The sequence below is a fragment of the Nonomuraea sp. AD125B genome (assembly GCF_041402765.1).
GTDB classification, from domain to species: domain Bacteria; phylum Actinomycetota; class Actinomycetes; order Streptosporangiales; family Streptosporangiaceae; genus Nonomuraea; species Nonomuraea bangladeshensis.
On the sequence record NZ_JBGLOU010000010.1, the window covers coordinates 335,330 to 359,332 of the forward strand.

The window sequence follows — 24,003 nt, forward strand, 5'->3', positions numbered from 1 at the left end:
CGTGCTCGGCCGTCGCGACCGCGCGCTCGGCGCCCTGGCTGTCGCGGTTCTCGGTGGCCTGCGGCGTGGCCGGGCTGTGGCTGCTGCGGCGCCGCTACGCCGCCGGGAAGCCGACCGCGTTGGCCGCGTCGGCCTCGAAGTAGTCCGTCGTGGCGAACGCGCCGACCTGATCCTCGAAGAAGCTCCTGACGCCGTCGAGCGAGCCGTGGACGATGACGTTCACCGCCCTGGTCCCGTCGGCGCTCGCCACCGCCATCGTCCACCGGGCGCCCCCGGGGAGCCGGCCGTACGCCTGCTTCAGCGAATCCCAGAAACCGTCGGGGTCGGAAATCCGGGAGACGGCCATGACGTGCACCGTGGCGCCCTCCTCGTCGACCCGCGGATTGACCCGGCAATTGAGGTGGAGATAGCGCGCGGCGCCGTCGTCGAAATCGTAGATGGCGACGGTCTGGGTTTCCTCGGCCGGATGGGCCGGCGGCATCAGGAAATGGGTCTCGCTGATCGGGAGCAGCTCGTGATCGAGCTGTTCCGGCCTGCCGAGGAACCGCGCCTCCATCGGGTCGAGCGTGGATCTGAGGTGGAGCTTGCCGTTTTCGGCCGCCACCTCGAAGCGGGTGCCGGGGCGTTCGTAGACGCCTTCGTACCTGGAGAGGTCGAGGACGAGGGCCGGGTCGGGCTCCGGCAGGTCGGGGATCGTGACGGCGCCGAGGCCGGCCAGGATCTCGTTGAACACCTGGCGGTAGAAGCCCTCGCGCGGACCGGCGTTCGTCAGCATCGCCACGGCGATGCCCGGCTCCGGCAGGATCCGCAGACGGGCGCTCTGGCTGATCGCGCTGCCGTCGTGCGCGTAGACGGTCTGCCCGTGCCAGTCGCACACGACGAGACCGAGCGCCCATTCCGGCCCGAACATGTACGGGTCGGGCACCGGGACCCGCGAGTGCGTCATCTCGCGGATGATGCCGGGCGAGACGATCCTGGCGCCGTCCGGGGCCGTCCCCTCGTTGAGGAAGACGTACGCCAGCGTGAGCAGGTCGCGGGCGGTGGTGTTGACGTTGCCGCCGGGGCCGAAGGCGCGCGGCAGGTGACCCAGCGGCGACAGGATCGGCCCTTCTTCGAGGGACCGGACCAGGTGCCCGGTCGCGGCCAGCCTCTCGTCCACGTGCTCGCGGCGGGTGCACGTCGAGGTCAGCCCCAGCGGGCCGAACAGGCGGTCCCGCATGATGTCGTCCCACCGCCGGCCGTCGGCCACCTCCATGACACGGGCGAGGATCGCGTAGCCCAGGGCCGCGCTGTAGCCGTGGGTGTGCCCCAGGGGGTGGACCTGGCGGGCGCCGGCGATGTTCGCCACCATGCGCTCGTACACGTCGTCGTCCTCGCCAGGATCGCCGTAGCTCTCCTCGATGCCGCTGGTGTGGTTGAGCAGGTGGCGGGCGGTGACCCGGGCGCTGACGTCGGGGTCGGCGACCCGGAACCCGGGCAGGTAGGTCCGCACCGGCTCGTCCAGGGCGACCTTCCCCTCGTCGACGAGTCGCATGAAGGCGAGGGCGGTCCAGGTCTTGGACACCGAGCCGCACTGGTAGACGGTGCCGGTCGTCGCGGGCTCGCCCGTGGAGACGTCCTTGACCCCGGCCGCGAAGTCGGTGATCCGCCCGTCGCGCAGGATTCCGATGGTGGCGCCCGGGATGCGGTGCTCCGCCAGCAGTTCGGACACGCGGGCCCGCATCCGAGCCACGTCCAACGCTTCCGTCATGAGTGTCGCCTCAGTCCTCTCGAATTCTTTCCGGGAGGGAAAAGGCTAAGTTGCGTTTATGCAGGCGTCAACGAAATGACGGGTTCTGGCATGGATCGTTGCAATGGAAACGTCGATGAATGCAATTCATGGCGACCGCCGTTGCAATGTACTGTTGGTGAACGCACCGACAGGAAGGCGGGCCGATGCCCGGAGGAAGGCTGACCCACGAGGACCGCCGGCAGATCGCGGGCTGGCTGGCCGAAGGGCTGGGCTACGCCGAGATCGCCAGGCGGCTGGGCCGGCCCACCTCCACGATCAGCCGCGAAGTGGCCCGCAACAGCGCGCCCGGCGGCTACCTGGCCGACCGCGCCCAGCACAGCGCCGGGCAGCGCTCCCGCCGCCGCGGACCGGCCCAGGCCGCCGAGCCGAGCGGCGGGTGGCCGTCCGAGCCCGTGCGCGGCTTCGTCGAGCGGTTCGCGACGCTGCTGGTCGGGACCGGTTTCCCCCGGATGCCCGCCCGCGTGTTCGTCTGCCTGCTCACCGCCGCCTCCGGGAGCCTGACCTCCGCCGAGCTCGTACGCCGGTTACAGGTCAGCCCGGCGTCGGTGTCCAAAGCCGTCGGCTACCTGGAGACGACCGGGCTGGTCAGACGCGCCAAGGACACCGGCCGCCGCGAACGGTACGTCGTCGACGACGACGTCTGGCTCCGGGCCCTCGTGACCGACACCGGGGCGCACGCCGAGGTCGCGGCGGCCGCGCGGCGCGGCATCGAGATCTTCGGCCCCGGCACGCCCGCCGCCGGACGGCTGGAGCGGATGGCGCGCTTCTTCACCTGGATCGGCGAGCAGATGTACGGCGGCGCGCTCGCCGACGCCGCCGCCGGCGACGCGCTCACCGTGGTGGCCGCCCTCGTGCACGCCGCCCGGCCGCTCACCGCCGACGACCTGGCCGGCGCGCTGGGCTGGCCCGCGCGGCGGGCGGCGGCCGCCCTGGACGCGCTCGGCCGCCGTCCGGACCTCGCCGACCCGCTCGCGGTGGAGCAGGCCGGGCGCGGAACGTACGTCGTCGCCCCGAGACCCGACCGCCTGAGCCCCGCGCAACGCGAGGCGCTGACCGCCGGCCCGCGCCCGGACCGTCAGCCGGCGTCCCGTTCGTCGTAGGTCTCGCGGTGGGCGAGCACCTCGTCCATGTGCGTCTCGGCCCAGGACTTGAGGCCGCGCATCATCTGGTGCAGGGAGAGACCCAGGTCGGTCAGCTCGTACGTGACCGTGACCGGCACGGTCGGCTTCACGCTGCGGGTGATCAGACCGTCGCGTTCCAAGGAGCGCAGCGTCTGGGTGAGCATCTTCTGACTGACGCCGGCCAGCAGGCGGGACAGCTCCGAGTAACGCATCGACCGGGGCTCTCCCGCGCAGCCCGCCTCCGGCTCGGGCGAGGCGCCGCTGCCGAGCGCGGCCAGGATCAGGGTGACCCATTTGTTGGAGATCCGGTCCAGCAGCTTGCGGCTGGGACACGCCGCGACGAAAGCGTCGTACTGCATCTTGGCCTGCGCCCTCTGCTGGGCCGCCGTCATCGTCGCCATCGGCCGCTCCTCCAACCCGTGGGTGCCCTACGCACTCCGAAGTGCGTACTTCCTGACAGGAAGTTACCTCACCACAATGAAGCAAGGAGCCGTCAGGCACCATCCCGCACGACCCGAGAAAGCAGAAACATGAGCACGTTCTCCCCTTCGCTTCCCGGCGGCACCTGGACGCTGGGCGACCTGACCGTCACCCGGTTCGGCTACGGAGCCATGCAGCTCGCCGGCCCCGGGGTGATGGGCCCGCCCGCCGACCGCGACGGCGCACTCGCCGTCCTGCGCGAGGCCGTCGACCTCGGCATCACCCACATCGACACCGCCGACGCCTACGGGCCGCGCATCACCAACGAGCTGATCCGCGAGGCGCTGCACCCCTACCCCGGCACCCTGCACATCGTGACCAAGGTCGGCGCGACCCGGGACGAACAGGGCGGCTGGCCGCCCGCCCGCAGGCCCGAGGACCTGCGCCTGGCCGTCCGCCACAACCTGGACAACCTCGGCCTCGACACGCTGGACGTGGTCAACCTCCGGCTCGGCGACGCCCGGGGCCCGCAGCCCGGCTCGATCGCCGAGCCGTTCGAGACGCTCGTCGAGCTCCAGCGGCAGGGCCTGATCCGGCACCTCGGCGTCAGCAACGCGACCGCCGACCAGGTCGCCGAGGCACGCTCGATCGCGCCGATCGTGTGCGTGCAGAACATGTACAACCTCGCCCACCGCCAGGACGACGAGCTGATCGACGAGCTCGCCGGGCAGGGCATCGCCTACGTGCCCTTCTTCCCGCTCGGCGGCTTCAGCCCCCTGCAGTCCTCGGCGCTCACGGCCGTGGCCGCCCGGCTGGACGCCACGCCGATGTCGGTCGCCCTGGCCTGGCTGCTGCACCGCTCGCCCAACATCCTGCTCATCCCCGGCACGTCGTCCGTCGCCCACCTGCGCGAGAACGTCACCGGCGCCGCACTCGCGCTCACCAACGACGACCTCGCCGAACTGGACAAGATCGGCCGCTAGGCGGCCTACGGCTGAGGGACGGCGGCCAGGTTCACCACGCGTACGCCGCCGTCCTGCGCCCAGAAGACGACGCCGTCACCCGCCGACCACTGCCTGCCGCCCGACGGCAGCGGCGTGCCCTCGAACGTCACGGTCGTCCGGGTGCGGGCGTCGTAGATCTCGCCCGAACCGGTGAAGAACCGATCCCGGTACGGGTAGCCGCGCAGCCCCCGACGCACCTCGCTCCGGCTGCCGTCGCTGCGCTGCACCACGGTGCGGTTCCCGCGGGTCCCGGTGCACCAGGTCGGCCCGCAGCGCAGGCCCTCGACGCCCGGCGCGGGGCGGACCTTGACGGCGGCTCCCGTCCGCAGATCGACGACCCTGGCCGGACTCGCACGCACGTCGAGAGGCTCATCCGTCGCCCACGGCCACTCCACGAGCTGCAGCCCCTTGGCGCCGGGCACCCGTTCGGGGACTCCGCCGTCGATCCTCATCCGCCAGACCCCGTCCAGCGGCGCGGACCAGACGAGGTCACGCCCAGCGAGCGCCAGACGATCGACGTTCCCGCCGGGCACCGGCCCGACCTTCCTCGCCCCTCCACCCGCCCGCAAGGAGGCGACCCAGGCCTGCCCGCCGGCGAGCCAGGCCACCCGCTCACGGTCGACGGCCACCAGCCGCGGCGCCCGCCCGAACGCGGCGACGGTCCGCGAACTCCTGGAGGCGGCGTCGTAGACCTCGAACGTCCCCCGCTCGCCCCGGACCAGCACCTCCGTGGCGCTGATCGCCGCCACCGGCCGGGAACGCGCGGGAAGGGTGAACACCGCCTGCGGCCACACCCGCTCGACCGCGTTCCGCCCCGGCCCCGGCCCCGCCGTGTCCACCCGCGGCACGGGCCAGACGGCCGTCACCACCCAGACCAGGGCCGCCGCGCAGACCGCCGCGAGCGCCCCCCGGGTCCGGCGCTGAGCGCGCCGCCGCCGCCCGGCCAGCACACCGGGCAGCACGTCCCGGTCCTCGGCCCGGTCGGCGATGATGCGCAACGCCTCGGCCAGCTTCTCCTCGGTCGTCATCCCCACCTCCCCGTGAGCGCGTCCGCGCGGACGCGGAGCGTGGCCAGCGCACGCGACGCCTGGCTGCGGACGGTCGCCCGCGAGACGCCGAGCCTCGCCGCGATCTCCTCGTCGGCCAGATCCTCGTAGTAGCGCAGCACCAGCACCGCGCGCTGCCTGGCCGGCAACGCCCGCAGGCGCTGCCAGATCTCGCCGAGCTCGTGCTCGTCCTCGTGCACCGGCGAGGGAACCTCGGCCGTGAGATGCTCCCGCCGCCGCCTGCGCCACCAGCTCACATGCTGCCGGGCCATGATCGTCCGTACGTAGCCCTCGGGGTCGTCCTTGCCGCGTACCCGCCACCACGAGGAGCTCAGCCTGAGCAGCGCCTCCTGGACCAGGTCGGCCGCGTCGTCGGGGCTGCCGGTCAGCACCAGGCCGTAGCGCAGCAACGCATGGCTCCTCGCGCGGACGAACTCCTCGAACTCCACCTTCCAGGGACGCACCGGCCGGCGTCGTCGTTGCAAAAATCCTGCCGGAGGCCCCGGCACCCGGGCGTTTCCGATCCGTGATCTGCGTCCAGGATGATCGCCCGTCGTGAAGAAAGCGATCATGTGCGGCGCCGCCGGCGCCACCCTCCTCCTGACGGCCACGCCCGCCACAGCCGCACCCAAGGACCCGCTCGCGGCGCTGCGGGCGCAGCTCGCGGCCGGTACGGGCGTGTCGTTCTCGTTCCGCACGCACGGCGAGTCCGCGCCCCTCACCCAGACCGGCCGCCTGCGGTTCGGCAAGAAGGGCATCACGGCCTCCGACATCACCGGCAAGCTCGCCCTCGGCGGCGACGAGAAGCCGGCCGACGACTTCGGCGGCGGCGAGGAGCCGAGCGCCGCGATCACCGCCATGGGCAAGCCGGAGCGCACGATCCGCATCGGCCGGACGTCCTACGTCAGCGGCGGCCCGATGAGCGCGGCCCTGCCGGAGGGCAAGACGTGGTTCAAGCAGTCGCCGGGCTGGACGAGCGGCGTGACCGCGCTCTTCGGCGGCTTCGTCAACGCGGCCGACCCGAGCACGCTGCGGGTGCTGCTGGCGCACTCCAAGCGGAGCGGGTCGACGTACAAGGGGTCCATGAGCGTCAAGGACCTGCTGAAGGCGTCGGACTGGTCGCGCGCCACCCTGTGGTGGAAGCTGGACTCCGGCGTGAAGGTGAACTGGACGCTCGCCGTCGGCGCCTCGGGTCTGCCGGTCAAGCTGACCACGCGGCTGGAGAGCAAGAAGGTCGGCCTGAGCAGGACCGCGATGGAGATGCGCTACACCGGATGGGGCGCCAAGATCTCGATCAAGGCCCCGGCCGCGCGTACGGTGACCACCAAGCTCGACCCCGAGAAGTCCGCACTCCAGCTCCCCCCGGCGCCCAAGCGCTGACGGTGCTCCTGCGTAGTCTCGCCCCATGACGACCGTGCTCTGCGTACCGCAATGGCAAGGATCGGCGTCGGACAGGGCGCCGCGGCTGATGGCCGGCGCCCGCCGCGCCGCCGGGCTCGTTCCCGCCGACGCGGTGGTGACCGTGCCGGTGATGGAGGCCGGCGGTGACAAGGCCGCCGGCGTCCGCGCCTACGACGTGCTCGTGGAGAACCAGCGCTTGACGCGGGAGGCGCTGGCCGGCATCGACGACCGGGTGATCACCGTCGGCGGCGACTGCGCCGTCGACCTCGCGCCGATCGCGGCCGCCCGCGTCCGCTACGGGGAGGCGCTGACGGTGCTGTGGATCGACGCGCACCCGGACGTCTACAGCCCGCGGACCCTCCCGTCGGGAGCCTTCCACGGCATGGTGGTGCGCGCGCTGCTCGGAGACGGGCCGGCCGGCCTCGCGCTGGAGCAGCCCCTGACCCCGCAGCAGGTGATCATCGCCGGGGAGCGGGCCGGTGACCCGTCCGAGCACGACTATCTCGCGAGGACGGGGCTGCGCAGGTACGGCGTGGACGACCTGGAGCGCGCGCTCGACGGGCTGCGCGGCCCGGTGTACGTGCACCTCGACCTCGACGTCCTGGAGCCCGCCGCCTTCGCCGCGACCTGCTACCCGGAGCCGGGCGGCGTACGGCCGCGGCGGCTGGCCGACCTCGTCTCCCAGGTGGACGACCTCGTCGGGGCCGCCATCACCGAGTACGCGCCCTCCGGCGACGCCCTCGACCCCGGCGAGGCCGAGACCATCCGCCTGCTGGGCGCCGCGCTGACCGGCCGCTGACCGGCCGGGTCCGCATGTAGTGGCGGATCACTGCTGGAGGGTCTGGCTGCGGGCGATGATGTCCAGGATGTCGTCTCTGGTCCGGCGGAAGACAGCGGCGGCGTCGGCGGCGGCCGCGGCGATCGCCCGCTCGGTGGGTGCGACCGTGGGTTCGAGGACGAGGGCCACGGTGCCGGCGAGGACGGCGGCGGGGTCACCGGTGCTGGGCGGTGCGGAGTCCGGGCTGGACATGGCGATGCCGAAGCCGGTGAGCATGGCGTGCATGGCGTAGGACTGATCGGCCAGCGGGCGGTCCTGGCGGAGCAGTCGGTGTCGGCGCAGGATCGGCATGACCGCCTCGCACAGGGCGCTGGGCCGAGTGCGGTCGAACAGGTCGCGGTCGCTGACCTGTTCGGTGAGCAGTCGCAGCAGCTGGGCGTCCTTGGTGGCGAGGCGGCGTGCCAGCGGAGATCGCAGCCCGGTGCGGATCAGAAGCGGGGCCAGGTGGCGTGGCAGGACGGCGGCGGGGTCGGCGGTGATGCGGGCGACGATCTCGTCCAGGAAGGCCAGCAGTTCGCGGGCGAACAATCCGAGGATGAGGTCTTCCTTGGTGGGCCAGTAGAGGTAGACGGTGCCCTTGCCGACCCCGGCTGCCGCGGCGATCTCGCTGACGGTGACCTTGTGCACGCCGTGGTCGGTCACCAGTTCGCGCGCGCTGTCCAGGATGCGGGCGGCTTTGGGCGAATGATGTTCGACCAGCTGACTCACTGTGCTCCTCCACGGTCGTGCTGTCGGGTTGTGCTCCGTCAGGTTGTTCGGCTCTGGTCAGGGAGCGGCGACGTCGATGTTCTTGGCCTGCATGTCCTTATTGTTGAGCATTCTCCTGCCCATGGCCTTGCCGACGCCCGGCATCCGCATCAGGCGCATCATTCCCGCCCGCAGGAGAAGCTCTTTACGGTCGTGCGGGGTGAAGATGCGGCGTCCGGGCAGGGCGCTTTCCTGCTGCAGGTGGATGAACGGCCGCATCCGTGCCTCCCAGGCCCGTAGCGCGCCGGGTACGTCATCGGGATGGCGTTGCAGCATGGTGCCCAGCAGTTCGCCGCCGGCCATGCCGCTGGAGGCGCCCATGCCCGCGTACAGAGTGACGCACCAGGCCGAGTCGCCGATCAGGACGACCCGGCCGCGGTGCCAGTGCGGCATCTTGACCTGTTGCACCGAGTCGAACAGCGCGTCAGGTGCCTGCTCGTAACGTGTGAGCAGCCCTTCCAGCAGCGGGCCGGTGGGTTCGGGGCCGTAGGCGGCGCGGATGGACTCGATCGGCGGGCGGCTGAATTCGGCGTCGATGTCGCTCGTACGGTAGGAGAACAGCAGGCTGGGGGCGTGGTCGGCAAAAGGGAAGGCCCACACCGAACGGCCCGGTTCGGCCAGGACCAGACCCTCGTGCAGGGCGAAGCCGTCGACCGGGCCGTCCAGCACGGTGGCGCCGATCATGTAGTTGAGCGGGTGCAGGTATTCCTCGGGGCCGAAGGCAAGCCTGCGCACCGTGGAGCGCATGCCGTCGGCGCCGATCACCAGGTCGAAGCGCTCGGTGACGGTGGCGTCGGCGGCCGTGTCGTGCAGCGTCACCTCCGTCGCAGCGTCGTCCTGGACGATGCGGGTGGGCACGGTGGAGTAGCGGATCTCCACATCGTCCGGCAGTGCCTCGAACAATCCTCGCTCCACATCCCCGCGCAGCAGTGGCCGGGGGCCGGTGGCCATGGCGAAGGGGTTCATACCGGGACGGCGGCCTCCCGCGCGGTCTACCTCGTAGCTGGTGACGTGGGGGCCGCTGCGGTCTCCAATGGCCTCCAGCACGCCCAGGCGCCGGGCCGAGGCGATGCCGGCGCCGAACAGGACGATGAAGTATCCGCCGGAGCGGCGTGCCGGCGCTCGTTCCACCACGACGGGCTCCCACCCGACCTGCCGCAGCCGCAGCGCGGTGGCGATGCCGGCGATTCCCAGCCCGACCACCAGCGCCCGGCCGGTCTTTCCGATGTTCGTCATGTCGACTCCTCTCGGGGCTTCCCGCTCAGAGTAGCCGACTAACTGACCAGATTGGTCATTTTGGTCAGTTGAGACGATCTCCCGACAGCTCGTGCGGCTCCGGGCTGGGGCATGAGCGCGTCTCGGCGATCACCGCCCGCGAACCCGCCGCCTGGCGCGATCAGCTGACCGCCGCCGATGGAGACCACCCGGGTGCTGGCCGACCACGCGCAGCGCGAGCACGTGGTCGGCGAACAGGTCGGCTTCCGCCGCGAGAGCGCCGCGATCGCCTGAGGGAAGACGTGACGACCTAGGATCGGGACATGTCCCTGACCGCGGCCGACGTCGACCGGTTCGAAGCCGCCAGGCCGCGCCTGGAGGCCATCGCCTACCGCCTGCTCGGCTCCGCCGTGGAGGCCGAGGACGCCGTGCAGGAGACGTTCCTGCGCTGGCAGGCCACCGACGTCGGCCGCGTCGAGGTCCCCGAGGCCTGGCTGACGAAGGTCCTCGCCAACCTGTGCCTCAACCAGCTCGCCTCCGCGCGGGCGCGCCGCGAGACCTACGTGGGCCGGTGGCTGCCCGAGCCGCTGTTCGCCGGGGACCCGATGCTCGGCCCGGCCGACACCGCCGAGCAGCGCGAATCGGTCTCGTACGCGGTCCTCACCCTCATGGAACGCCTCTCCCCCAGCGAGCGGGCGGTGTACGTGCTGCGGGAGGCGTTCGACTACCCGCACCGGGAGATCGCCGGGATCCTCGACATCACCGAGGCCGCCAGCCAGCAGATCTTCCACCGCGCCAAGAAGCACGTCGCCGACGGCAGGGCCCGCACCGAGATCGACGAGGCCGCGACGAGGCGGATCGTCGAGGAGTTCCTGGCGGCCGCCGCCAGCGGCCGGATCGAGCCTCTCCTGCGCCTGCTCACCGAGGACGCCGTCGCGATCGGCGACGGCGGCGGGAAGATCCCGGCCCGCGTCAAGGCGTTCGAGGGCGCCGTCGCGGTCGCGACGTTCCTGCGGGGCCTGTTCAAGCCCGCCGCGGCCAAGCGGGCCCTGGTCGGCGGCTCACCCGAGGTTCACGTCCGGACCGCCAACGGAGAGCCCGCCCTCGTGGCCGTCGTGGACGGCCGGGTCGTCGGCGTCATGTGCCTGGAGATCACCGCCGGGGGCATCGCCGCGTTCCGCAGCCAGTTCAACCCCGCCAAGCTCGAACGCGCGACCGCGCGGTGGGCGGCCGGCGACCACGGGGAGCCCGTGATCGCCGGCTTGTGACCCGGGATGTGAGGCGCTTCATACCCCGATCCTGTCAGGAAGCGGCGCGCTGCCCGGTTCAAGAGGCGAACCTCGCCAGACAGGAGCAAGGGCATGCAGCACCGCATCATCGTTCTCGGAGCCGGATACACCGGAGCCACCGCCGCGGGACGCCTCGCCAGGAGGCTCCACCGCGAGGACGTCACCATCACCCTCGTCAACGCCGAGCCCGACTTCGTCGAACGTATCCGCCTGCACCAGCTCGCGGCCGGTCAGGACCTCAAGCCCCGGCCGCTGCGGGCGATGTTCGCGGGCAGCGGCGTCGAGCTGCGGCTCGCGCAGGTCGCCGGCGTCGACGCCGGCCGCAGGACCGTGACCGTCGCCGACGCGGACGGCGTCGAAGAGCTCTCCTACGACACGCTCGTCTACGCCCTCGGCAGCGGCTGGGACGCCCAAGGGGTTCCCGGGGCCGCCGAGCACGCCTACGAGCTCGCCGGCCGTTCCGGAGCGCTGCGGCTGCGCGAGCGCCTGGCCCGCCTCGACGCCGGGCAGGCCGTGCTCGTCGTCGGCGGCGGCCTGACCGGCGTGGAGGCCGCGGCCGAGCTCGCCGAGGCCCGCCCCGACCTCGACGTCGCCCTCGCCGTCCGCGGCGGACTCGGCGACTGGCTCTCGCCCAAGGGCCGCGAGCACCTGCGGAAGGTGTTCGGCCGGCTCGGGATCACCGTGCACGAGCACGCCGACGTCACCGCCGTCGCAGCCGGCCGCGTCAGCACCGCCGACGGCCGGGACATCCCGGCCGCGGTCACCGTGTGGACCACCGGCTTCGCGGTCCACCCGATCGCGAGGGCGACCGCCCTGGAGGTCACCGGCACCGGCCAGATCGTGGTCGACGCGACCATGCGCTCGGTCTCGCACCCGGACGTGTACGCGATCGGCGACGCGGCCCTGGTGATGGGCCCCGGGAACAAGCCGCTGCGCATGTCGTGCGCCTCCGGGACGCCGACCGCCTGGCAGGCCGCCGACGCGATCGCGGCGCGCCTGACCGGAGGCAGGCTCCCGGCCACCACGATCCGCTACTTCAACCAGTGCGTCTCGCTGGGCCGCAAGGAGGGCCTGATCCAGTACGTCACCGCCGACGACCGCGCCGTGCCGGCGGTCCTGACCGGCCGGCTCGCCGCCGTCTACAAGGAGCTGATCTGCAAGAGCGCCGCCTGGGGCGTCGCCAACCCGACGCTCGGGCTGCCGAGCCGGCGCCGCCGCGTCACGCGGGCGCGGGCCGCCGCGGCCGCCGGTCCGCTCGGCGCGCGCCTCCCGTGAGTGATGATGACATCATTCTAGAGAAAAGCCTCTAATGCGGGGAGTCGGCGGGACGTCCACAGCGCTCCACGTCGCCGAGAACTTCTACCGCGCCGCCCAGGCGGGCGACGCGCCGTGATCCTGGCCCTGCTGCATCCGGGATTCCGCGCTCATCGTGGTCACGGGTCACCACCGGGGCGTCGCCCGCGCCACCGGCCGCCCCCACCGGGCCGAGTTCGTCCACCTGTGGCGGGTCGCCGACGGCCGGCTCTCCTGGCTGCACCAGTACACCGACACCGCACGCCGGCACGACGCCCTCGTTCCCGCCGCCGGCTGACCGCGCTCGATCAGGCGGGGCGCAGAAGCTCCTCGCGCCTGGCCAGCAGCCGGGCCCGCTCGGCCAGCAGCTCGGCCCGGAGCGTCTCCAGGTACGCCTCGGTGTCGCGCACCCACTGCGCCAGCTTGTTCACCCCGGCCCTGGTCTTCTCGATGCGCTGATGCTTGAGCGCGTCGATGATGATGTTGTCGAAGAAGGCGTCCACGAACCACCGCGTGTCCACCTTGGGCATCACCGGCCGGGCCGCGACGACCCCGGTGTCGGCCAGCTCGCGGGAGAAGACGTCCAGAGCCCGCTGGGCATGCCAGGCGGCCTGGTCGGCGCTGGTCAGCTTGCTGTGCTCGTAGGCGTCGGCGAGCAGGCCGCCGCCGAGCATGTCGAAGGTGGAGGCGTTCCTGGCGGAGCCGAGGAAACCCAGCACGACGTTCAGCGCGTCGAGCGCGCCCCGCCCCGCCTGGTGGGCCTCGTCGCACTCGCGCACCTCGGCGCTCGACCGGTCGAGCGCGGCGGCGAGGTCGGCCAGCTCGCGGGCGCGCGGATCGCCGCTGTCGATGAGCTGCCGCTCCTTCTCGGCCAACAGCCGGGCGTACTCCCCGGGCGCGGAGGCGAGCACGGCCAGCTCGGCGTCGGTCGCCGCCGCGTCGGCTGCGAGATCCGCGAGCCGGGCCCGGTGACCGTCGACCCGCTCCCTGGCCACGGCCGCCTCGGCGCGCTCGCGCTCCAGCCGCTCCTCGCGGTTGCCCAGCACCCGGGCCAGCACGGCGGACAGCCCGCCTTCAAGGCGGGCGACGTCACGCTCCTCCTCGGCCAGCTTGGACTCCAGGTCCTCCAGGGTGGCGCGGACGTCCGCGATCTGCTGTGCGGTGGTCTCGCGCAGGCGCCGGACGTGCTCGGCACGGTGCATGCTCGCGGCCGCCTCGCGCAGCCGTTCGTCGAGTTCGGATGGGAGGGTCACACCATGACGACGAACGGGCCGCACCGGGCGTTCCGGCGTCAGTGGTCCACGGTGACGACGATCTTGCCGAACTGGTTGCCGGACTCCATGTGCCGATGCGCCTGCACGATCTCCTCCAGCGGGAACACCCGGTCCACCACCGGCCGGAACGCCCCGCTCCGCAGCCCCGAGGCGACGAACGCGGCGGCCCGGCGCAGCCGCACCGGGTCCTTGGCGATCTCCAGCATCGTGTACGTCCGCATGTTCAGGGCAGGCATGCCCAGGTCGAACCCGGGATACGGGGTCGGCTCACCGCTGAGCGCGCCCCACAGGAACAACGTCCCGTCGGCGGCCACCGCCCTGGCCAGGTCGACCACGCCCGGACCTGCGACGGCGTCGAAGACGTACCGGGCGCCCTGGCCGCCGGTCAGCTCCAGCACGCGTCCGGTCACGTCCTCCTCGTCCGAGACGATGACCTCCGCCGCGCCCTCGTCGAGCAGCTGCCGGGCCTTGGCGCGGGTACGGGTGACCGCCACCGGCACGGCGCCCAGGCGGTCGGCGGTGTGGATCGCGGCCAGGCCGACGCTGCTGGAGGCCGCGTTCACCACGGCCACGTCCCCCGCCCTCATGCGGCCGATCTCCACCATCGCGCCGTAGGCGGTCAGGTACGGCATCCACACGGCCGCGCCGGAGACGGCGTCCACCTGCTCGGGGCGGTGCAGCAGCGCGGTGGCCGGCACGATCGCCCGCTCGGCGTAGACGCCGTAGTCGTTCTGGGAGAAGTTCGGCACGACGCTGACCGGCTGTCCTGGCTCGAAGCCGGTCACGCCAGGGCCGACCGCCTCGATCGTACCGGCGGCCTCGGAGCCGAGCCTGGCGGGCAGCTGCTTGACCGGCTCGATGTAGTGACCGCTCCTGAACAGGGCCTCGGCCCTGTTGACGCCGATCGCCTCCACCCGGACGCGCGCCTCACCCGGTCCGGGCTCGCCCGGGTCCCGGTCCTCCAGCCTCATCACCTCGGGCCCGCCGAGCTCGTGGAACAGCACCGTCCTGGCCATGTGAACCCCTCCATAAAAGTACGAAGACCGTCAAACTTCGACCGTCATCGTACTACGCGGCGCCGGCAGCGGACGAGCCCGATCACAACGTCAGATCCGGGTGCTCCGGCCCCGGAGCACCCGGACACCCGTCAGCCGGCGGGGCGCAGGTCGGCGGCGTCCGGGTCGGACGCCGCCGCGGCCTTGGCGCGCTGGCCGGGGAGCCTGAACGCGGCCAGGACGGCCGTCAGCATGACCGCGCCCAGCACGTAGACGGCGACCCGCATGCCTTCGGCGGAGGCGGCGCGCAGCACCTCGCCGGACAGCCCCGCGATGTCACGGTTGGCGACGGCCACGAGAACGGCCAGACCGGCGGCGGTTCCCACCTGCAGCGCGGTGGAGGCCACCCCCGAGGCCAGACCCTGCTCGTCCGCGGGGACGCCGGTGCCGGCGGCGATCCACATGGCCTCATAGGTGATGCCCATGCCCAGACCGATGACCACGACCCCGGCCAGGACGGTGAGGACGGAGCCGTCCTCGTACATGCCGGGAGCCAGCAGCGCGGCGCCGACCGCGTTGAGCACGATGCCGGCGACCAGCGTGCTGCGGGTGCCGAAACGATGGTTCAGCCGCTCGCTGAGGAAGTTGCCGGCGGTGATCGACAGGGTCGGGCCGAGGAACGCCAGCCCGGTCTCCAGGGCGCTCAGGCCGAGGACGTCCTGGAAGTACAGGGTCAGGAAGTACGGCACGGACTGCGTCGTCAGCCCGAAGATGAGAATGACCATGATCGCTCCGCTGAGCGCGCGGTTGCGGAACAGCCGCAGCGGCATCAGCGGCGCCCGGCCACGGGCCTGGAGGAGCAGGAACGCCGCCAGCAGGACCACCGCCAGAACGGCCGCCGCGATCACCTCGGTCCGCGCCCAGCCCGCCTCGGAGCCGTGCGCGACCGCGAAGATCAACAACGTGACGCCCCCGGTGCCGGTCAGCGCTCCGGGCACGTCCACGCTCCCCTTGGTGGCCCGGCCGTCGGCGGGCAGCAGGGCGAAAGCGGCCGCGGCGCCCACGACGGCCAGCGGGACGTTCACGTAGAACACCGCCTGCCAGCCCAGCGCCTGGGTGAGCACCCCGCCGGCCAGCGCGCCCGCGGTGAGCCCGCCGGCGCCCGCCATGGCCCAGACCGTCAGCGCCCGGTTGCGCTCCCTGCCCTCGGCGAAGGCGGTGTTGACCAGGGCCAGCACCGCGGGGAACAGGATCGCGCCGGCGAGGCCCTGCAGGGCGCGCGCGGCCAGCAGCATCGCCGGCGCGGTCGCCAGGCCGCCCAGCAGGGACGCCACGCCGTACAGGGTCATGCCGAGCACGAACATGCGCCGGCGTCCCACCAGGTCGGAGAGCCGGCCGCCGACCAGCAGGAAGCCTCCGTACAGGACGGCGTACATGGTGACCACCCATTGCAGGGTGTGCGGCGTGAAGCCGACCTCGGCCGCGATGTCCGGCAGGGCCACGAAGATGATGGTGAAGTCAAGACTGATGATCAGGTGCCCGAGCGCGAGAAGCGCGAGGCTCCACCCCGGCCGGCGGCTGCCGGCCGGGGAGTGATCGATGGACATGGGTGTGCCTTTCGTCCGTGAGGGTTCGGTGACCTGTCATGGCTGCACCGGGACCGGCGGACATTTGTTGGCACACCCCTTCAACGCGCTGGGATGGGCGGCGCCCGGGCTCGGCCCGTCCGGTCCGGTCATCGCCCCTCCCCCCTACGTCGTCGTGTGCGGTACGACTATGGCGTCCGTCACGGCCCACGGCATCGGACGTCGGTCGGGCATGATCCGGGACCTTGGACCTAGGACCCGCGTTCAGCCGGGGATGGGGAAGTTGCCGCGGATCGTGTCGTGGGGGTCGTGGCGGCGTTTGACGTCGCGCAGCCGGTTCAGCGTCGCGGGGGTGAAGGCGTCGGCCGCGCTCTCTCCGGGCCTGAGGAAGGTGAAGGGCTTGCGGCCGCTCACCGGCAGGGCCTCGGCGAGCTCGCGCTGCCTGACGGCGACGGCCTCGGCCGTCGCCGGGTCGGCCGGCACGCCGAACAGGTAGAGCGCGTACGGTTCGAGCAGCGGTCCGTGCGGGCTGTCGGACGGGCGGGCGAACGCGCCGCCGAGGTGGCGGACCTGCGCCATCATCAGCGGGGCGACGGGGTCGGCCAGCAGGGTCTTGGCCGTGCTGTCGTCCAGGTCGGTGAGCAGCTCGGCGCGTGAGGAGCCGGCGCCGGGGTCGGTGGGCTCGCCGGTGATGGTGCCGAGTTCGGCGGCGGTCATGGGGCGTCTGCCGTCGGCGAGGGGATGTGGGAGGCGCTCCAGCGGGCTCAGCAGGTCCCGGGCTTCCGCGGCGTCGCCGAGGTAGGTGGCGTCCACCGCGATCATGGGGTCGGAGCCGGGGAAGTGCAGCAGCTCCAGCCAGAGGGACAGCTCGTCGGGGGCCGTGGCGGTGATCTGCCGGAAGGCGTCCATCACGTCCGGGGCGTGCGCCGCCGCCCACAGCACCCGGCCGCCGTACAGGTGGGGCGCGCGGTGAAGGGACAGCTCCAGGGCGGTGACGACGGCGAAGGAGCCGCCGCCGCCCCGCATCGCCCAGAACAGGTCGGCATCGGTGCCGGCGGTGACGCGCCGCTGCCGCCCGTCGGCGTCGACCACGTCGAACGCCGTGACGCTGTCGGCGACCCAGCCGTGCTTACGGCCGAACCAGCTCAGCCCGCCCCCGAGAGCGACGCCCGCGACGCTGACGACGGGGGAACTGCCGGGAAGCCCGGTCAGCCCGTACGGGGCCGCGGCGGCCTGGAGGCTGCCCGACGCCACACCCGCGCCGACGCGGGCCCGCCGGCCGGCCGGGTCGATCTCCAGGGTGTCCAGCCGCCGGGTCCGCAGCAGGATCGCGCCCTCCGGCTCCCCGGTGGCGCCATGCCCGTTGGGCTGGGCCGAGACGGCCAGGCCGCGCGCACGGGCGAAGCCGACCACGGCCGCGACGTCGGCCGCGTCCGCCACCTCGACGACGGCGGGCACGCGCTGCTCGACGGCCAGGTTCCAGGGACGCCGGGCCTGGTCGAAGCCGTCGTCACCGGGCAGCAGGACCCGCCCCCGGACGAGGGCGCGCAGGTCGTTCAAGTCGTTGCTCATCGTTCTTCCTCATTCGTGCAGGTCGGAGGACCTGCGAGTGGGTCCCACTCTCGGGCGGGACGAGGAGCTGATCAATCCGTACCTGTGGAAGGATCGTGAAGCTGGGCTTAACGACGAGGAGGACGGCCATGCTGGAGCGGCACGAGCTGGAGGCGTTCCTCACCCTCGCCGAGGAGCTGCACTTCGGCCGCACCGCCGAGCGCCTGCACGTGTCCACCGCCCGGATCAGCCAGACGATCGCCAAGCTGGAGCGCCGCATCGGGGTCCCGCTGTTCAACCGGAGCAGCCGCCGCGTGGAGCTGACCGCCGTGGGGCGGCAGCTGTACGGGGAGATCCGGCCCGCCTGGCATCAGATCATCGCCGCGTACGAGCGGGCGATCGACACCGGGCGCGGCCTCACCGGCACGCTGCGGGTCGCCTTCGTCGGCGCGGCGGGCGGGCACCTGCTCGTCGGGGCCGCCGAGCTGTTTCGCCGCCGCCAGCCCGACTGCGACGTACAGGTGCGTGAAGCGCAGATGGTCGACCTCATGCCCTGGCTGCGCGCCGGCGAGGTCGACCTCGCGCTGGGCACCTTCCCGGTCGACGAACCCGACATCGTCACCGGGCCGGTCCTGGTGTCAGAAGCGCGGATGCTGGCCGTGCCCGCGCGGCATCCGTTCGCCCGCCGTCAGAGGATCTCCATGGAGGATCTGGCCAGGGTGAAGCTCCTTCAGCTGCCCGACTCGCTGCCCGGCTCCCTGCGGGAGGACCGCACCCCGCCCGCCACCCCGCAGGGGAGACCGATCGAGCCCGGCCCGTCGGCCTCGACGTTCAACGAGATGCTCACCCTCATCGGCGCCGGCCTCGGCGCCTTCCCCGTCGGCGCGCAGGCCAGGCGCTACTACACCCGCCCCGACGTCGCCTACGTCCCCATCAGCGACGCCCCGCCGCTGCGATGGGGTCTGCTGTGGCGGGCCGAGAGCACCACCGCCCGGGTGCGCGCCTTCGCCGAGGCGGCCCATGACCTGCTCACGGTCCCGGGGGCTTGTTGACCTGTCGTGGCCGATAACCCGTTGCGGCGGGACCGGCGGGATTGGTGGGGTGTCCGCATGGACGGTGGGACGGCTCGATGGCGTGGGCCGGCGGTGCTCGCGGCTCTGATGCTGGCCGCCTTCACCTTCAACACCGCGGAGAACCTGCCGGTCGGCCTGCTGGAGCTCATCTCCGCCGACCTGCGGGTGTCCCTGTCGGCGGCCGGCCTGCTGGTCACCGGTTACGGCGTGACGGTGGCCGTCGCGTCGGTGCCGATCGCCCACGCCGTGCGGGCCGTGCCCCGGCGTCACGTGCTCACGGGGCTGCTGGCCGCGCTCGTGGTGTCCAGCCTCGTGGCGGCGCTGGCCACCTCCTACTGGCAGCTCCTCGGAGCGCGGCTGCTGACCGCGCTCGCCCAGGCGCTGTTCTGGGCCGTGATGGGGCCGGTCGCGGTGGGGCTGTTCGCGCCCGAGGTCCGGGGACGGGTGGTTGGGGCGCTGTCCGTCGCCGGCTCGCTCGCCCTCGTGCTGGGTGTCCCCGCGGGGACCTGGCTGGGGCAGCAGAGCCACTGGCAGGCGCCCGTCGCCCTGCTGGCGGCTCTCGGGTTCGTCTCGCTGGTGACGATCGCCGTGCTACTGCCGACGTCGCGCCCGGAGGAGGAGCCCGCCGCCTACGCGACCGGCCCCGACATACGGCGGTTCTGGACGGTGCTGGCGACCGGAGCCCTGTCCGCGGCCGGGGCGTTCACGGGATACACCTACATCGTGACGTTCCTGGGCGAGGTGGGCGGGTTCTCCCCCGGCACGGTCAGCGTCCTGTTCGTGGGGTTCGGGGTCGCGTGCCTGGCCGGGGTGGGCGTCACCGGGGCGTTCCTGGACCGTTTTCCGCAGTCCGCGCTGGCCGCCGCCGTGGCCACGCAGGCGGCGGGCATGCTCGGCCTGTACGCGCTCGGCGCTCACCAGGCGGCGGCGGTGGCGTGCCTGATGCTGATGGGCGGCGCGCTCGGGCCGGTGTTCATGGCCACGCAGAACGCGATGCTGCACTGCGCGCCCGGCCGTACGGACATCGCCCTGGCGGCGAACTCCGGCGCCTACAACGCCGGCATCGCGGGCGGCGCCGCGCTCGGGGCACTGGTCCTGCCGCTCGCCGGGGCACGGGGCACCTTCCTCGCCGGTGGGCTGCTGACCGCCGCGTCCTGCGCGGTCCTCCTCGGCGGCCGGCTGCTGGGCGGGCACCGGCATCGGCTTTGAGCGAGGGTGCCCGCAGCCCTCTGTGGCTGTGGTGGCCGCTCGGGTCGGCTTGCCGCCTTCGGGGGCGATGAGCTGCCAGCCACGACGCCGCGTCGTGAAACCCCGCTAGGCATGCTCGGACGGCGGCGCGTCGCCCGCGACCGGCTCGTCTGCGACCGGCTCGTCTGCCACCGACCGCTCTGCCACTGATGCGCTGGAACTGGGCGCCCGATCCGACGACGGTTCTGCCGGTGCTGCTGCGGTCCCGTCCGTGCTGTCGGGCGCAGGGTCGGCGTGACCTGGAGGGTCGGCGTGGGCGGGCGGGGGTGCGGTGTCCCGCGCGCGCAGCAGGGCCTGCGCCACGGCGGCGGCGGTGACCGCCTCCTCGCGCTGCTGCCGGGCCGTCTTCAGCCTGCTGGTGACGTCGGCGAGCTCGGCCCGCAGCCGGTCGGCCTCGGCGGTCGCCGCGGTCGCGGCCTGCTCGGCGGCGGCGCGGCCCTGCTCGGCCACGGCCGCCGAGGTGACCGCCTGCTCACGCCGCCGCTGTTCGGCGGCCAGTTCCTGAAGGAGCCGCTCGGCCTGCTGAGCGTGGGCCGTGGCGGTGCCGCGGGCCTGGTCGCGTTCACGCTCGACCTCGCGCGTACGTTCCTCCTGCTGCCGGGCCTGCTGGCGCAGGCCGTCCAGCTCGCTTCGCCGGTCGGCCGTCTCCCGCTCGAGTTCGGCGATCCGGGCGAGCGCCGCGGTGTGGAGATCGGTGAGCTCGGCGGCCCGCTGCCGGGCGGCGTCGCGATCCTGTTCGGCCTGACGCTGCCGGTCGGCGGCCTCGGCGGCGGCTTGCTCCGCCCGGGTGCGGGCGGCCTGGTGCTCGCCGACCTGCCGCCAGGCGTCCTGCTCACGTTCTTCGGCGCGATCGCGGGAGTTCTCCGCCTGAGTCCGAGCCTGTTCGGCGGCGGCGATCCGGTCGGTGGCGGTGTTCATCGCCTCCGTGGCGCGTTGCCCGGCCGCCGCCGCGGCGGCCCGCGCCTCCTCCGCGGCCTGTTCGGCGGCCTCGACCTGGGCCAGCGCGCCGCTGCTCAGCTCGGCCAGCTGCGCGCGCAGGGCGTCTTGGGCGGACTGCCACTGCTCCCCCACGGCCAGCAGCGGCCCGAGCAGATCCTGCGTCCGTAGCAGCGCGTTGGCCACGGGCGCGGCGTGCGCGGTGGTCCGGGCGCGGTAGGCCAGCCGCGCCTTCACCCCCCGCACATGATCGAGCACATGCGTCACAGGATCGCCGAGATCACCAACGAGCTGATCGGCGACCTGAAGGACGAGGACGACCTGGTCGCCGCATTGGCCTACCCGCTCCCGGTCCGGGTGATCAGCGAGATTCTCGGCGTGCCGCCACTGGCCCGCGAGCGCTTCGGCGCCTGGAGCCAAGCCCTCGCCCGCGGCCTTGACGCGGAGCTCACGGGTTCCGAGCAGGCGCTGGCCGAGCGAGACCGCGCCCGCGAGGCGTTCCGCGGCTACTTCACGGAACTGCTGGCGGAGCGCCGTGAGCGGCCGGCCGGAGACATGCTGAGCACCCTCGTCCAGTTGGACGAGCTGACCACCGACGAACTCCTCACCACCTCGAGCGACCTGCTCGTGGCGGGACATGAGACCACCGTGAGTCTGATCGGCAACGGCGTGCTGGCGCTGGCCCGCGCGGGGCAAAGCGGCTATCTCGCCCGGCATCCCGAGCGCGCTCCCGCCGTGGTGGAGGAGATCCTGCGCTACGACCCGCCGATCCAGCTGATCCCGCGGGTCGCCCTCGAGGACGTGGAACTGCACGGCCAGGTCCTGCGCGCGGGCGAGCCCGTCCTCGCGCTGATCGGCTCGGCGAACCGCGACCCCGAGGTGTTCGACGATCCGGACCGTCTCGACCTGACCCGCGAGCCAGGCCGCCACCTCAGCTTCGGGCTCGGCGTGCACTACTGCCTGGGCGCCCCGCTGGCTCGCATGGAGGCCGCGATCGCGCTGACCACCCTGTCCGCGGCGGCCCCTGACCTTGCGCTGGCCGACCCCGTACCGCCGTACAGGGAGAACCTGTTCCTGCGAGGACTGGCCTCGCTCCCGGTACGGCGCCACGGGCGGGCGGCCTGACGACCTATCCGCACACCGCCGTCATCGCGACGCCGACCGGGTTCCGGCAAGAGGTGATCGTACGGCAGCGGCCGGTGAGCCGCAGGAAGGGCGCGTCGGCAAGGTGACGCCCTCGGTCGGGAAAAGCGCGGCGGGCCAGGTGCTCGTCCACCGGCCCGACGCGACCTTCATCAACAACTCCGCCTACCGGAACGGCTACGCCAACGTCAGCAGCACAATCAGCGTGACGTTCTCCTCAGGAACCGACAGCCGAGGCGCGACGTGCCCGGCCGGCTGCCTCGCTCACAACCGTGGACACCCGCGCAACGCGAGGGTTACTGCGTGGTGGTCGCGGTCGCCGGTGCCGGGGATCACGTCAGCCTGTGATGGTCACGGGGCCGTAGTCGGAGAGGTTGGTGATGTTCATCTGGCTGAGTGACGTGGCCGAGGTCGAACTGCCGGGCATGTACACCCGGTCCAGCGTGACACCGGTGATGGGAGCACCGGGCTGGCCGTTGATCCGGCCCGGTGTCGTGCCGGCGTTCCGGATCCGCGCGTTGGTCACGGTGACCCCGCTGACTGGGCCGACGCCGTGGGTGTTGCCGGTCCACAGGGCGAGCCAGGTGCGGTTGCCGTCGTTGCTGTAGCTCAGCCGTTCCACGTCGACGTCCTCGAAACGTATCTGGGAGGCCGCGCCCGAGCCGTACTTGTGGTGGACGCCCATGCCGACGGCGGCGTCGTAGACGACCGCACGGCGGAACGTCACGCTCTCCTGGTTCTGGAAGACGCCCTGGCCGACCTTGAGCCCGTAGCAGAACGTCCACGACAGGAGGTCTTCGAAGGTCACCCTGGAGAGCGGCCTGGGGTCGCCGGGCACATTGCGGAACAGATCCACGGTGTTGTCCCAGGTCTTGGTGCTGAAAGGATCGTCATGGCCGATGCCGACCGCGTTGCTGACGATCACGTCCGACGACTCCATGACGTCGATACCGTCATTCTCGCCCATGCCGAAGCGGTTGAAGATCTTCAGGTTGCGGAAGGTCATGTTCGACGAGCGAGTCGGCATGATGGCCCAGCTGCTCGACTCGCGGAAGGTGACCCCGTCCACGGTGAACCCGTTGGTGTAGATGGGCGTGAGCAGGTTGACGCCAAGATTGCCGGGCTGCAGCGACGCCGCCCCGTTGCCGTCGATGACTCCACGCCCGTAGATCGAGATGTTGTTTGACGAGTAGCGGGTCGATATGAACCAGGTGACGTCGCGGTTCTGGGAATCCTTGTGCCAGTGCGCGGTGTAGTTGGCCCGCTCGCCGGTGTAGCGCAGCACGGCGCCTTGCTCCAGGTAGAGCGCAAGGTCGCTGCGCAGGTACAGGTTGCCGACCGTGTAGACGCCGGGCGGCACGTAGACGATGCCCTGCCGGCCGTTGGCCGAACCCCACGCGGCGGCGTCGTTCAGCGCCTGCTGGAACGCGGTGGTGACGTAGCCGCTGCCCGGCTGCACGGAGTACGGGGCGTTGCGGACGTTGAAGATCCCCGTTCCGCTGGACGGGGGTCGATCATTCTCCCCCGGGTCGATCGCTATGACGAGGTCGGGTCGGCCATCGACCTTGACGATCAAGTAGGCGTTGTCGTGCACGGTGAAGGTGAGGGTGGGACCGCTGACGGAGCCGACGATACCGAGCTTCTGCGGGCTGATGCTGTACGCGCCGATGTTCGTGTTGTTGATCTTCGTGACCGCCAGGGTGGCGTCGCCGTCGCCCATGGCGAACTGTGCGACGTCGTAGCCTTGGTAACCGTTGTAGCCGGCGTGCTTCTGCACCGGCACGTTGCGGCCGTTGACGGTCAGCCGGTAGTCGGTCGACAAGGGGTAGATCGACTGCACCGGGTAGATGGACGTGTCGGCGACCGCGGCTACGGCAGTCTGTGGTGTGACGACGACAGCCACCATGGCGACGAGGACGGACGCGGCCGCGAGCACGCGGGAGACGAGAGACGGCCAGGGACGGTGGTGGGGTCCAAGGTTCATGTGAGACTCATTCCTAGTGACGCGTACGGTGACGACCGGGAATGGCG

General features: G+C 72.4%; 22 protein-coding genes. 10 read left to right on the plus strand and 12 right to left on the minus strand.

Annotation, left to right across the window (positions count from 1 at the left end; all coding sequences use genetic code 11):
* Nucleotides 1–94: 94 nt before the first annotated feature.
* On the minus strand, nucleotides 95–1,750 hold the full coding sequence (locus tag ACBR40_RS27010; protein WP_371250561.1) for a serine hydrolase domain-containing protein: 1,656 nt from the start codon (nucleotides 1,748–1,750) through the stop codon (nucleotides 95–97).
* A gap of 185 nt (nucleotides 1,751–1,935) precedes the next feature.
* Between ACBR40_RS27010 and ACBR40_RS27015 the strand changes: the two genes are divergently transcribed.
* A complete protein-coding gene (locus ACBR40_RS27015; protein ID WP_371250562.1) occupies nucleotides 1,936–2,892 on the plus strand; it encodes a helix-turn-helix domain-containing protein in 957 nt (318 codons plus the stop codon).
* Here the strand turns inward: ACBR40_RS27015 and ACBR40_RS27020 are convergent.
* Entirely contained in the window at nucleotides 2,868–3,314 is a 447-nt protein-coding gene (locus tag ACBR40_RS27020; RefSeq protein ID WP_371250563.1) for a winged helix-turn-helix transcriptional regulator, read from the minus strand. The genes ACBR40_RS27015 and ACBR40_RS27020 overlap by 25 nt on opposite strands.
* Before the next feature lie 129 nt (nucleotides 3,315–3,443).
* Between ACBR40_RS27020 and ACBR40_RS27025 the strand changes: the two genes are divergently transcribed.
* Nucleotides 3,444–4,316 (plus strand): aldo/keto reductase family oxidoreductase, encoded by an 873-nt coding sequence (locus ACBR40_RS27025; protein ID WP_371250564.1) that lies wholly within the window; start codon nucleotides 3,444–3,446, stop codon nucleotides 4,314–4,316.
* Between the two features lie 5 nt (nucleotides 4,317–4,321).
* Here the strand turns inward: ACBR40_RS27025 and ACBR40_RS27030 are convergent, their stop codons facing one another.
* The gene (locus ACBR40_RS27030) at nucleotides 4,322–5,365 is read right to left on the minus strand and encodes a hypothetical protein (protein ID WP_371250565.1); all 1,044 of its coding nucleotides are present in this window, start codon (nucleotides 5,363–5,365) and stop codon (nucleotides 4,322–4,324) included.
* The gene (locus ACBR40_RS27035; protein WP_344217223.1) at nucleotides 5,362–5,847 is read right to left on the minus strand and encodes a SigE family RNA polymerase sigma factor; all 486 of its coding nucleotides are present in this window, start codon (nucleotides 5,845–5,847) and stop codon (nucleotides 5,362–5,364) included. Before ACBR40_RS27035 ends, ACBR40_RS27030 begins: the two co-directional genes overlap by 4 nt.
* A 91-nt stretch (nucleotides 5,848–5,938) precedes the next feature.
* Between ACBR40_RS27035 and ACBR40_RS27040 the strand changes: the two genes are divergently transcribed.
* Entirely contained in the window at nucleotides 5,939–6,763 is an 825-nt protein-coding gene (locus ACBR40_RS27040) for a hypothetical protein (RefSeq protein ID WP_371250566.1), read from the plus strand.
* A 25-nt stretch (nucleotides 6,764–6,788) separates the two neighbouring features.
* Nucleotides 6,789–7,583: an arginase family protein gene (locus ACBR40_RS27045; protein WP_371250567.1), complete on the plus strand. Its 795-nt coding sequence runs from the start codon at nucleotides 6,789–6,791 to the stop codon at nucleotides 7,581–7,583.
* 27 nt (nucleotides 7,584–7,610) lie between these two features.
* Here ACBR40_RS27045 and ACBR40_RS27050 read toward each other — a convergent pair whose 3' ends face one another.
* The gene (locus tag ACBR40_RS27050; RefSeq protein ID WP_371250568.1) at nucleotides 7,611–8,330 is read right to left on the minus strand and encodes a TetR/AcrR family transcriptional regulator; all 720 of its coding nucleotides are present in this window, start codon (nucleotides 8,328–8,330) and stop codon (nucleotides 7,611–7,613) included.
* Nucleotides 8,331–8,387: 57 nt separating this feature from the next.
* Nucleotides 8,388–9,605, minus strand: coding sequence for an FAD-dependent monooxygenase (locus ACBR40_RS27055; protein WP_371250569.1), 1,218 nt, complete (start codon nucleotides 9,603–9,605; stop codon nucleotides 8,388–8,390).
* Nucleotides 9,606–9,907: 302 nt separating this feature from the next.
* On the opposite strand from ACBR40_RS27055, the gene sigJ reads away from it, so the two are divergent.
* The 3 genes from sigJ (at nucleotide 9,908) to ACBR40_RS27070 (ending at nucleotide 12,464) form a co-directional block, all read left to right on the plus strand.
* The gene (sigJ, locus tag ACBR40_RS27060; RefSeq protein WP_371250570.1) at nucleotides 9,908–10,852 is read left to right on the plus strand and encodes an RNA polymerase sigma factor SigJ; all 945 of its coding nucleotides are present in this window, start codon (nucleotides 9,908–9,910) and stop codon (nucleotides 10,850–10,852) included.
* 93 nt (nucleotides 10,853–10,945) lie between these two features.
* Nucleotides 10,946–12,148, plus strand: coding sequence for an NAD(P)/FAD-dependent oxidoreductase (locus ACBR40_RS27065; protein ID WP_371250571.1), 1,203 nt, complete (start codon nucleotides 10,946–10,948; stop codon nucleotides 12,146–12,148).
* Nucleotides 12,149–12,302: 154 nt separating this feature from the next.
* Nucleotides 12,303–12,464 carry a hypothetical protein gene (locus ACBR40_RS27070; protein WP_371250572.1) on the plus strand — a complete coding sequence of 54 codons (162 nt, stop codon included), beginning with the start codon at nucleotides 12,303–12,305 and terminating at the stop codon, nucleotides 12,462–12,464.
* 10 nt (nucleotides 12,465–12,474) lie between these two features.
* On the opposite strand, the gene ACBR40_RS27075 is transcribed toward ACBR40_RS27070, so the two are convergent.
* The 4 genes from ACBR40_RS27075 to ACBR40_RS27090 form a co-directional block, all read right to left on the minus strand.
* Nucleotides 12,475–13,419: a hypothetical protein gene (locus ACBR40_RS27075; protein ID WP_371250573.1), complete on the minus strand. Its 945-nt coding sequence runs from the start codon at nucleotides 13,417–13,419 to the stop codon at nucleotides 12,475–12,477.
* 38 nt (nucleotides 13,420–13,457) lie between these two features.
* Nucleotides 13,458–14,456: a zinc-dependent alcohol dehydrogenase family protein gene (locus ACBR40_RS27080; protein ID WP_344217361.1), complete on the minus strand. Its 999-nt coding sequence runs from the start codon at nucleotides 14,454–14,456 to the stop codon at nucleotides 13,458–13,460.
* Between the two features lie 131 nt (nucleotides 14,457–14,587).
* Nucleotides 14,588–16,042: an MFS transporter gene (locus tag ACBR40_RS27085; RefSeq protein WP_371250574.1), complete on the minus strand. Its 1,455-nt coding sequence runs from the start codon at nucleotides 16,040–16,042 to the stop codon at nucleotides 14,588–14,590.
* A gap of 243 nt (nucleotides 16,043–16,285) precedes the next feature.
* Nucleotides 16,286–17,593 (minus strand): FAD-binding oxidoreductase, encoded by a 1,308-nt coding sequence (locus ACBR40_RS27090; protein WP_371250575.1) that lies wholly within the window; start codon nucleotides 17,591–17,593, stop codon nucleotides 16,286–16,288.
* Between the two features lie 128 nt (nucleotides 17,594–17,721).
* On the opposite strand from ACBR40_RS27090, the gene ACBR40_RS27095 reads away from it, so the two are divergent.
* The gene (locus tag ACBR40_RS27095; RefSeq protein ID WP_371250576.1) at nucleotides 17,722–18,624 is read left to right on the plus strand and encodes a LysR family transcriptional regulator; all 903 of its coding nucleotides are present in this window, start codon (nucleotides 17,722–17,724) and stop codon (nucleotides 18,622–18,624) included.
* A gap of 57 nt (nucleotides 18,625–18,681) precedes the next feature.
* Nucleotides 18,682–19,854 (plus strand): MFS transporter, encoded by a 1,173-nt coding sequence (locus tag ACBR40_RS27100; protein ID WP_371250577.1) that lies wholly within the window; start codon nucleotides 18,682–18,684, stop codon nucleotides 19,852–19,854.
* 105 nt (nucleotides 19,855–19,959) lie between these two features.
* Here ACBR40_RS27100 and ACBR40_RS27105 read toward each other — a convergent pair whose 3' ends face one another.
* Nucleotides 19,960–21,087: a hypothetical protein gene (locus ACBR40_RS27105; RefSeq protein ID WP_371250578.1), complete on the minus strand. Its 1,128-nt coding sequence runs from the start codon at nucleotides 21,085–21,087 to the stop codon at nucleotides 19,960–19,962.
* Between ACBR40_RS27105 and ACBR40_RS27110 the strand changes: the two genes are divergently transcribed.
* On the plus strand, nucleotides 21,088–21,954 hold the full coding sequence (locus ACBR40_RS27110; RefSeq protein ID WP_371250579.1) for a cytochrome P450: 867 nt from the start codon (nucleotides 21,088–21,090) through the stop codon (nucleotides 21,952–21,954).
* 355 nt (nucleotides 21,955–22,309) lie between these two features.
* On the opposite strand, the gene ACBR40_RS27115 is transcribed toward ACBR40_RS27110, so the two are convergent.
* Nucleotides 22,310–23,908, minus strand: coding sequence for a glycosyl hydrolase family 28 protein (locus ACBR40_RS27115; protein ID WP_371250580.1), 1,599 nt, complete (start codon nucleotides 23,906–23,908; stop codon nucleotides 22,310–22,312).
* Nucleotides 23,909–24,003 lie beyond the last annotated feature (95 nt).

What these genes read in the sequence shown, in the direction of transcription:
- ACBR40_RS27095 (WP_371250576.1), top strand. Translation starts at nt 17,722, where the DNA reads ATGCTGGAGCGGCACGAGCTGGAGGCGTTCCTCACCCTCGCCGAGGAG.
- ACBR40_RS27015 (WP_371250562.1), top strand. Translation starts at nt 1,936, where the DNA reads ATGCCCGGAGGAAGGCTGACCCACGAGGACCGCCGGCAGATCGCGGGC.
- ACBR40_RS27020 (WP_371250563.1), bottom strand. Translation starts at nt 3,314, where the DNA reads ATGGCGACGATGACGGCGGCCCAGCAGAGGGCGCAGGCCAAGATGCAG.
- ACBR40_RS27110 (WP_371250579.1), top strand. Translation starts at nt 21,088, where the DNA reads ATGCGTCACAGGATCGCCGAGATCACCAACGAGCTGATCGGCGACCTG.
- ACBR40_RS27045 (WP_371250567.1), top strand. Translation starts at nt 6,789, where the DNA reads ATGACGACCGTGCTCTGCGTACCGCAATGGCAAGGATCGGCGTCGGAC.
- ACBR40_RS27025 (WP_371250564.1), top strand. Translation starts at nt 3,444, where the DNA reads ATGAGCACGTTCTCCCCTTCGCTTCCCGGCGGCACCTGGACGCTGGGC.
- ACBR40_RS27030 (WP_371250565.1), bottom strand. Translation starts at nt 5,365, where the DNA reads ATGACGACCGAGGAGAAGCTGGCCGAGGCGTTGCGCATCATCGCCGAC.
- ACBR40_RS27010 (WP_371250561.1), bottom strand. Translation starts at nt 1,750, where the DNA reads ATGACGGAAGCGTTGGACGTGGCTCGGATGCGGGCCCGCGTGTCCGAA.
- ACBR40_RS27100 (WP_371250577.1), top strand. Translation starts at nt 18,682, where the DNA reads ATGGACGGTGGGACGGCTCGATGGCGTGGGCCGGCGGTGCTCGCGGCT.
- ACBR40_RS27055 (WP_371250569.1), bottom strand. Translation starts at nt 9,605, where the DNA reads ATGACGAACATCGGAAAGACCGGCCGGGCGCTGGTGGTCGGGCTGGGA.
- ACBR40_RS27080 (WP_344217361.1), bottom strand. Translation starts at nt 14,456, where the DNA reads ATGGCCAGGACGGTGCTGTTCCACGAGCTCGGCGGGCCCGAGGTGATG.
- sigJ (WP_371250570.1), top strand. Translation starts at nt 9,908, where the DNA reads ATGTCCCTGACCGCGGCCGACGTCGACCGGTTCGAAGCCGCCAGGCCG.
- ACBR40_RS27065 (WP_371250571.1), top strand. Translation starts at nt 10,946, where the DNA reads ATGCAGCACCGCATCATCGTTCTCGGAGCCGGATACACCGGAGCCACC.
- ACBR40_RS27085 (WP_371250574.1), bottom strand. Translation starts at nt 16,042, where the DNA reads ATGTCCATCGATCACTCCCCGGCCGGCAGCCGCCGGCCGGGGTGGAGC.
- ACBR40_RS27090 (WP_371250575.1), bottom strand. Translation starts at nt 17,593, where the DNA reads ATGAGCAACGACTTGAACGACCTGCGCGCCCTCGTCCGGGGGCGGGTC.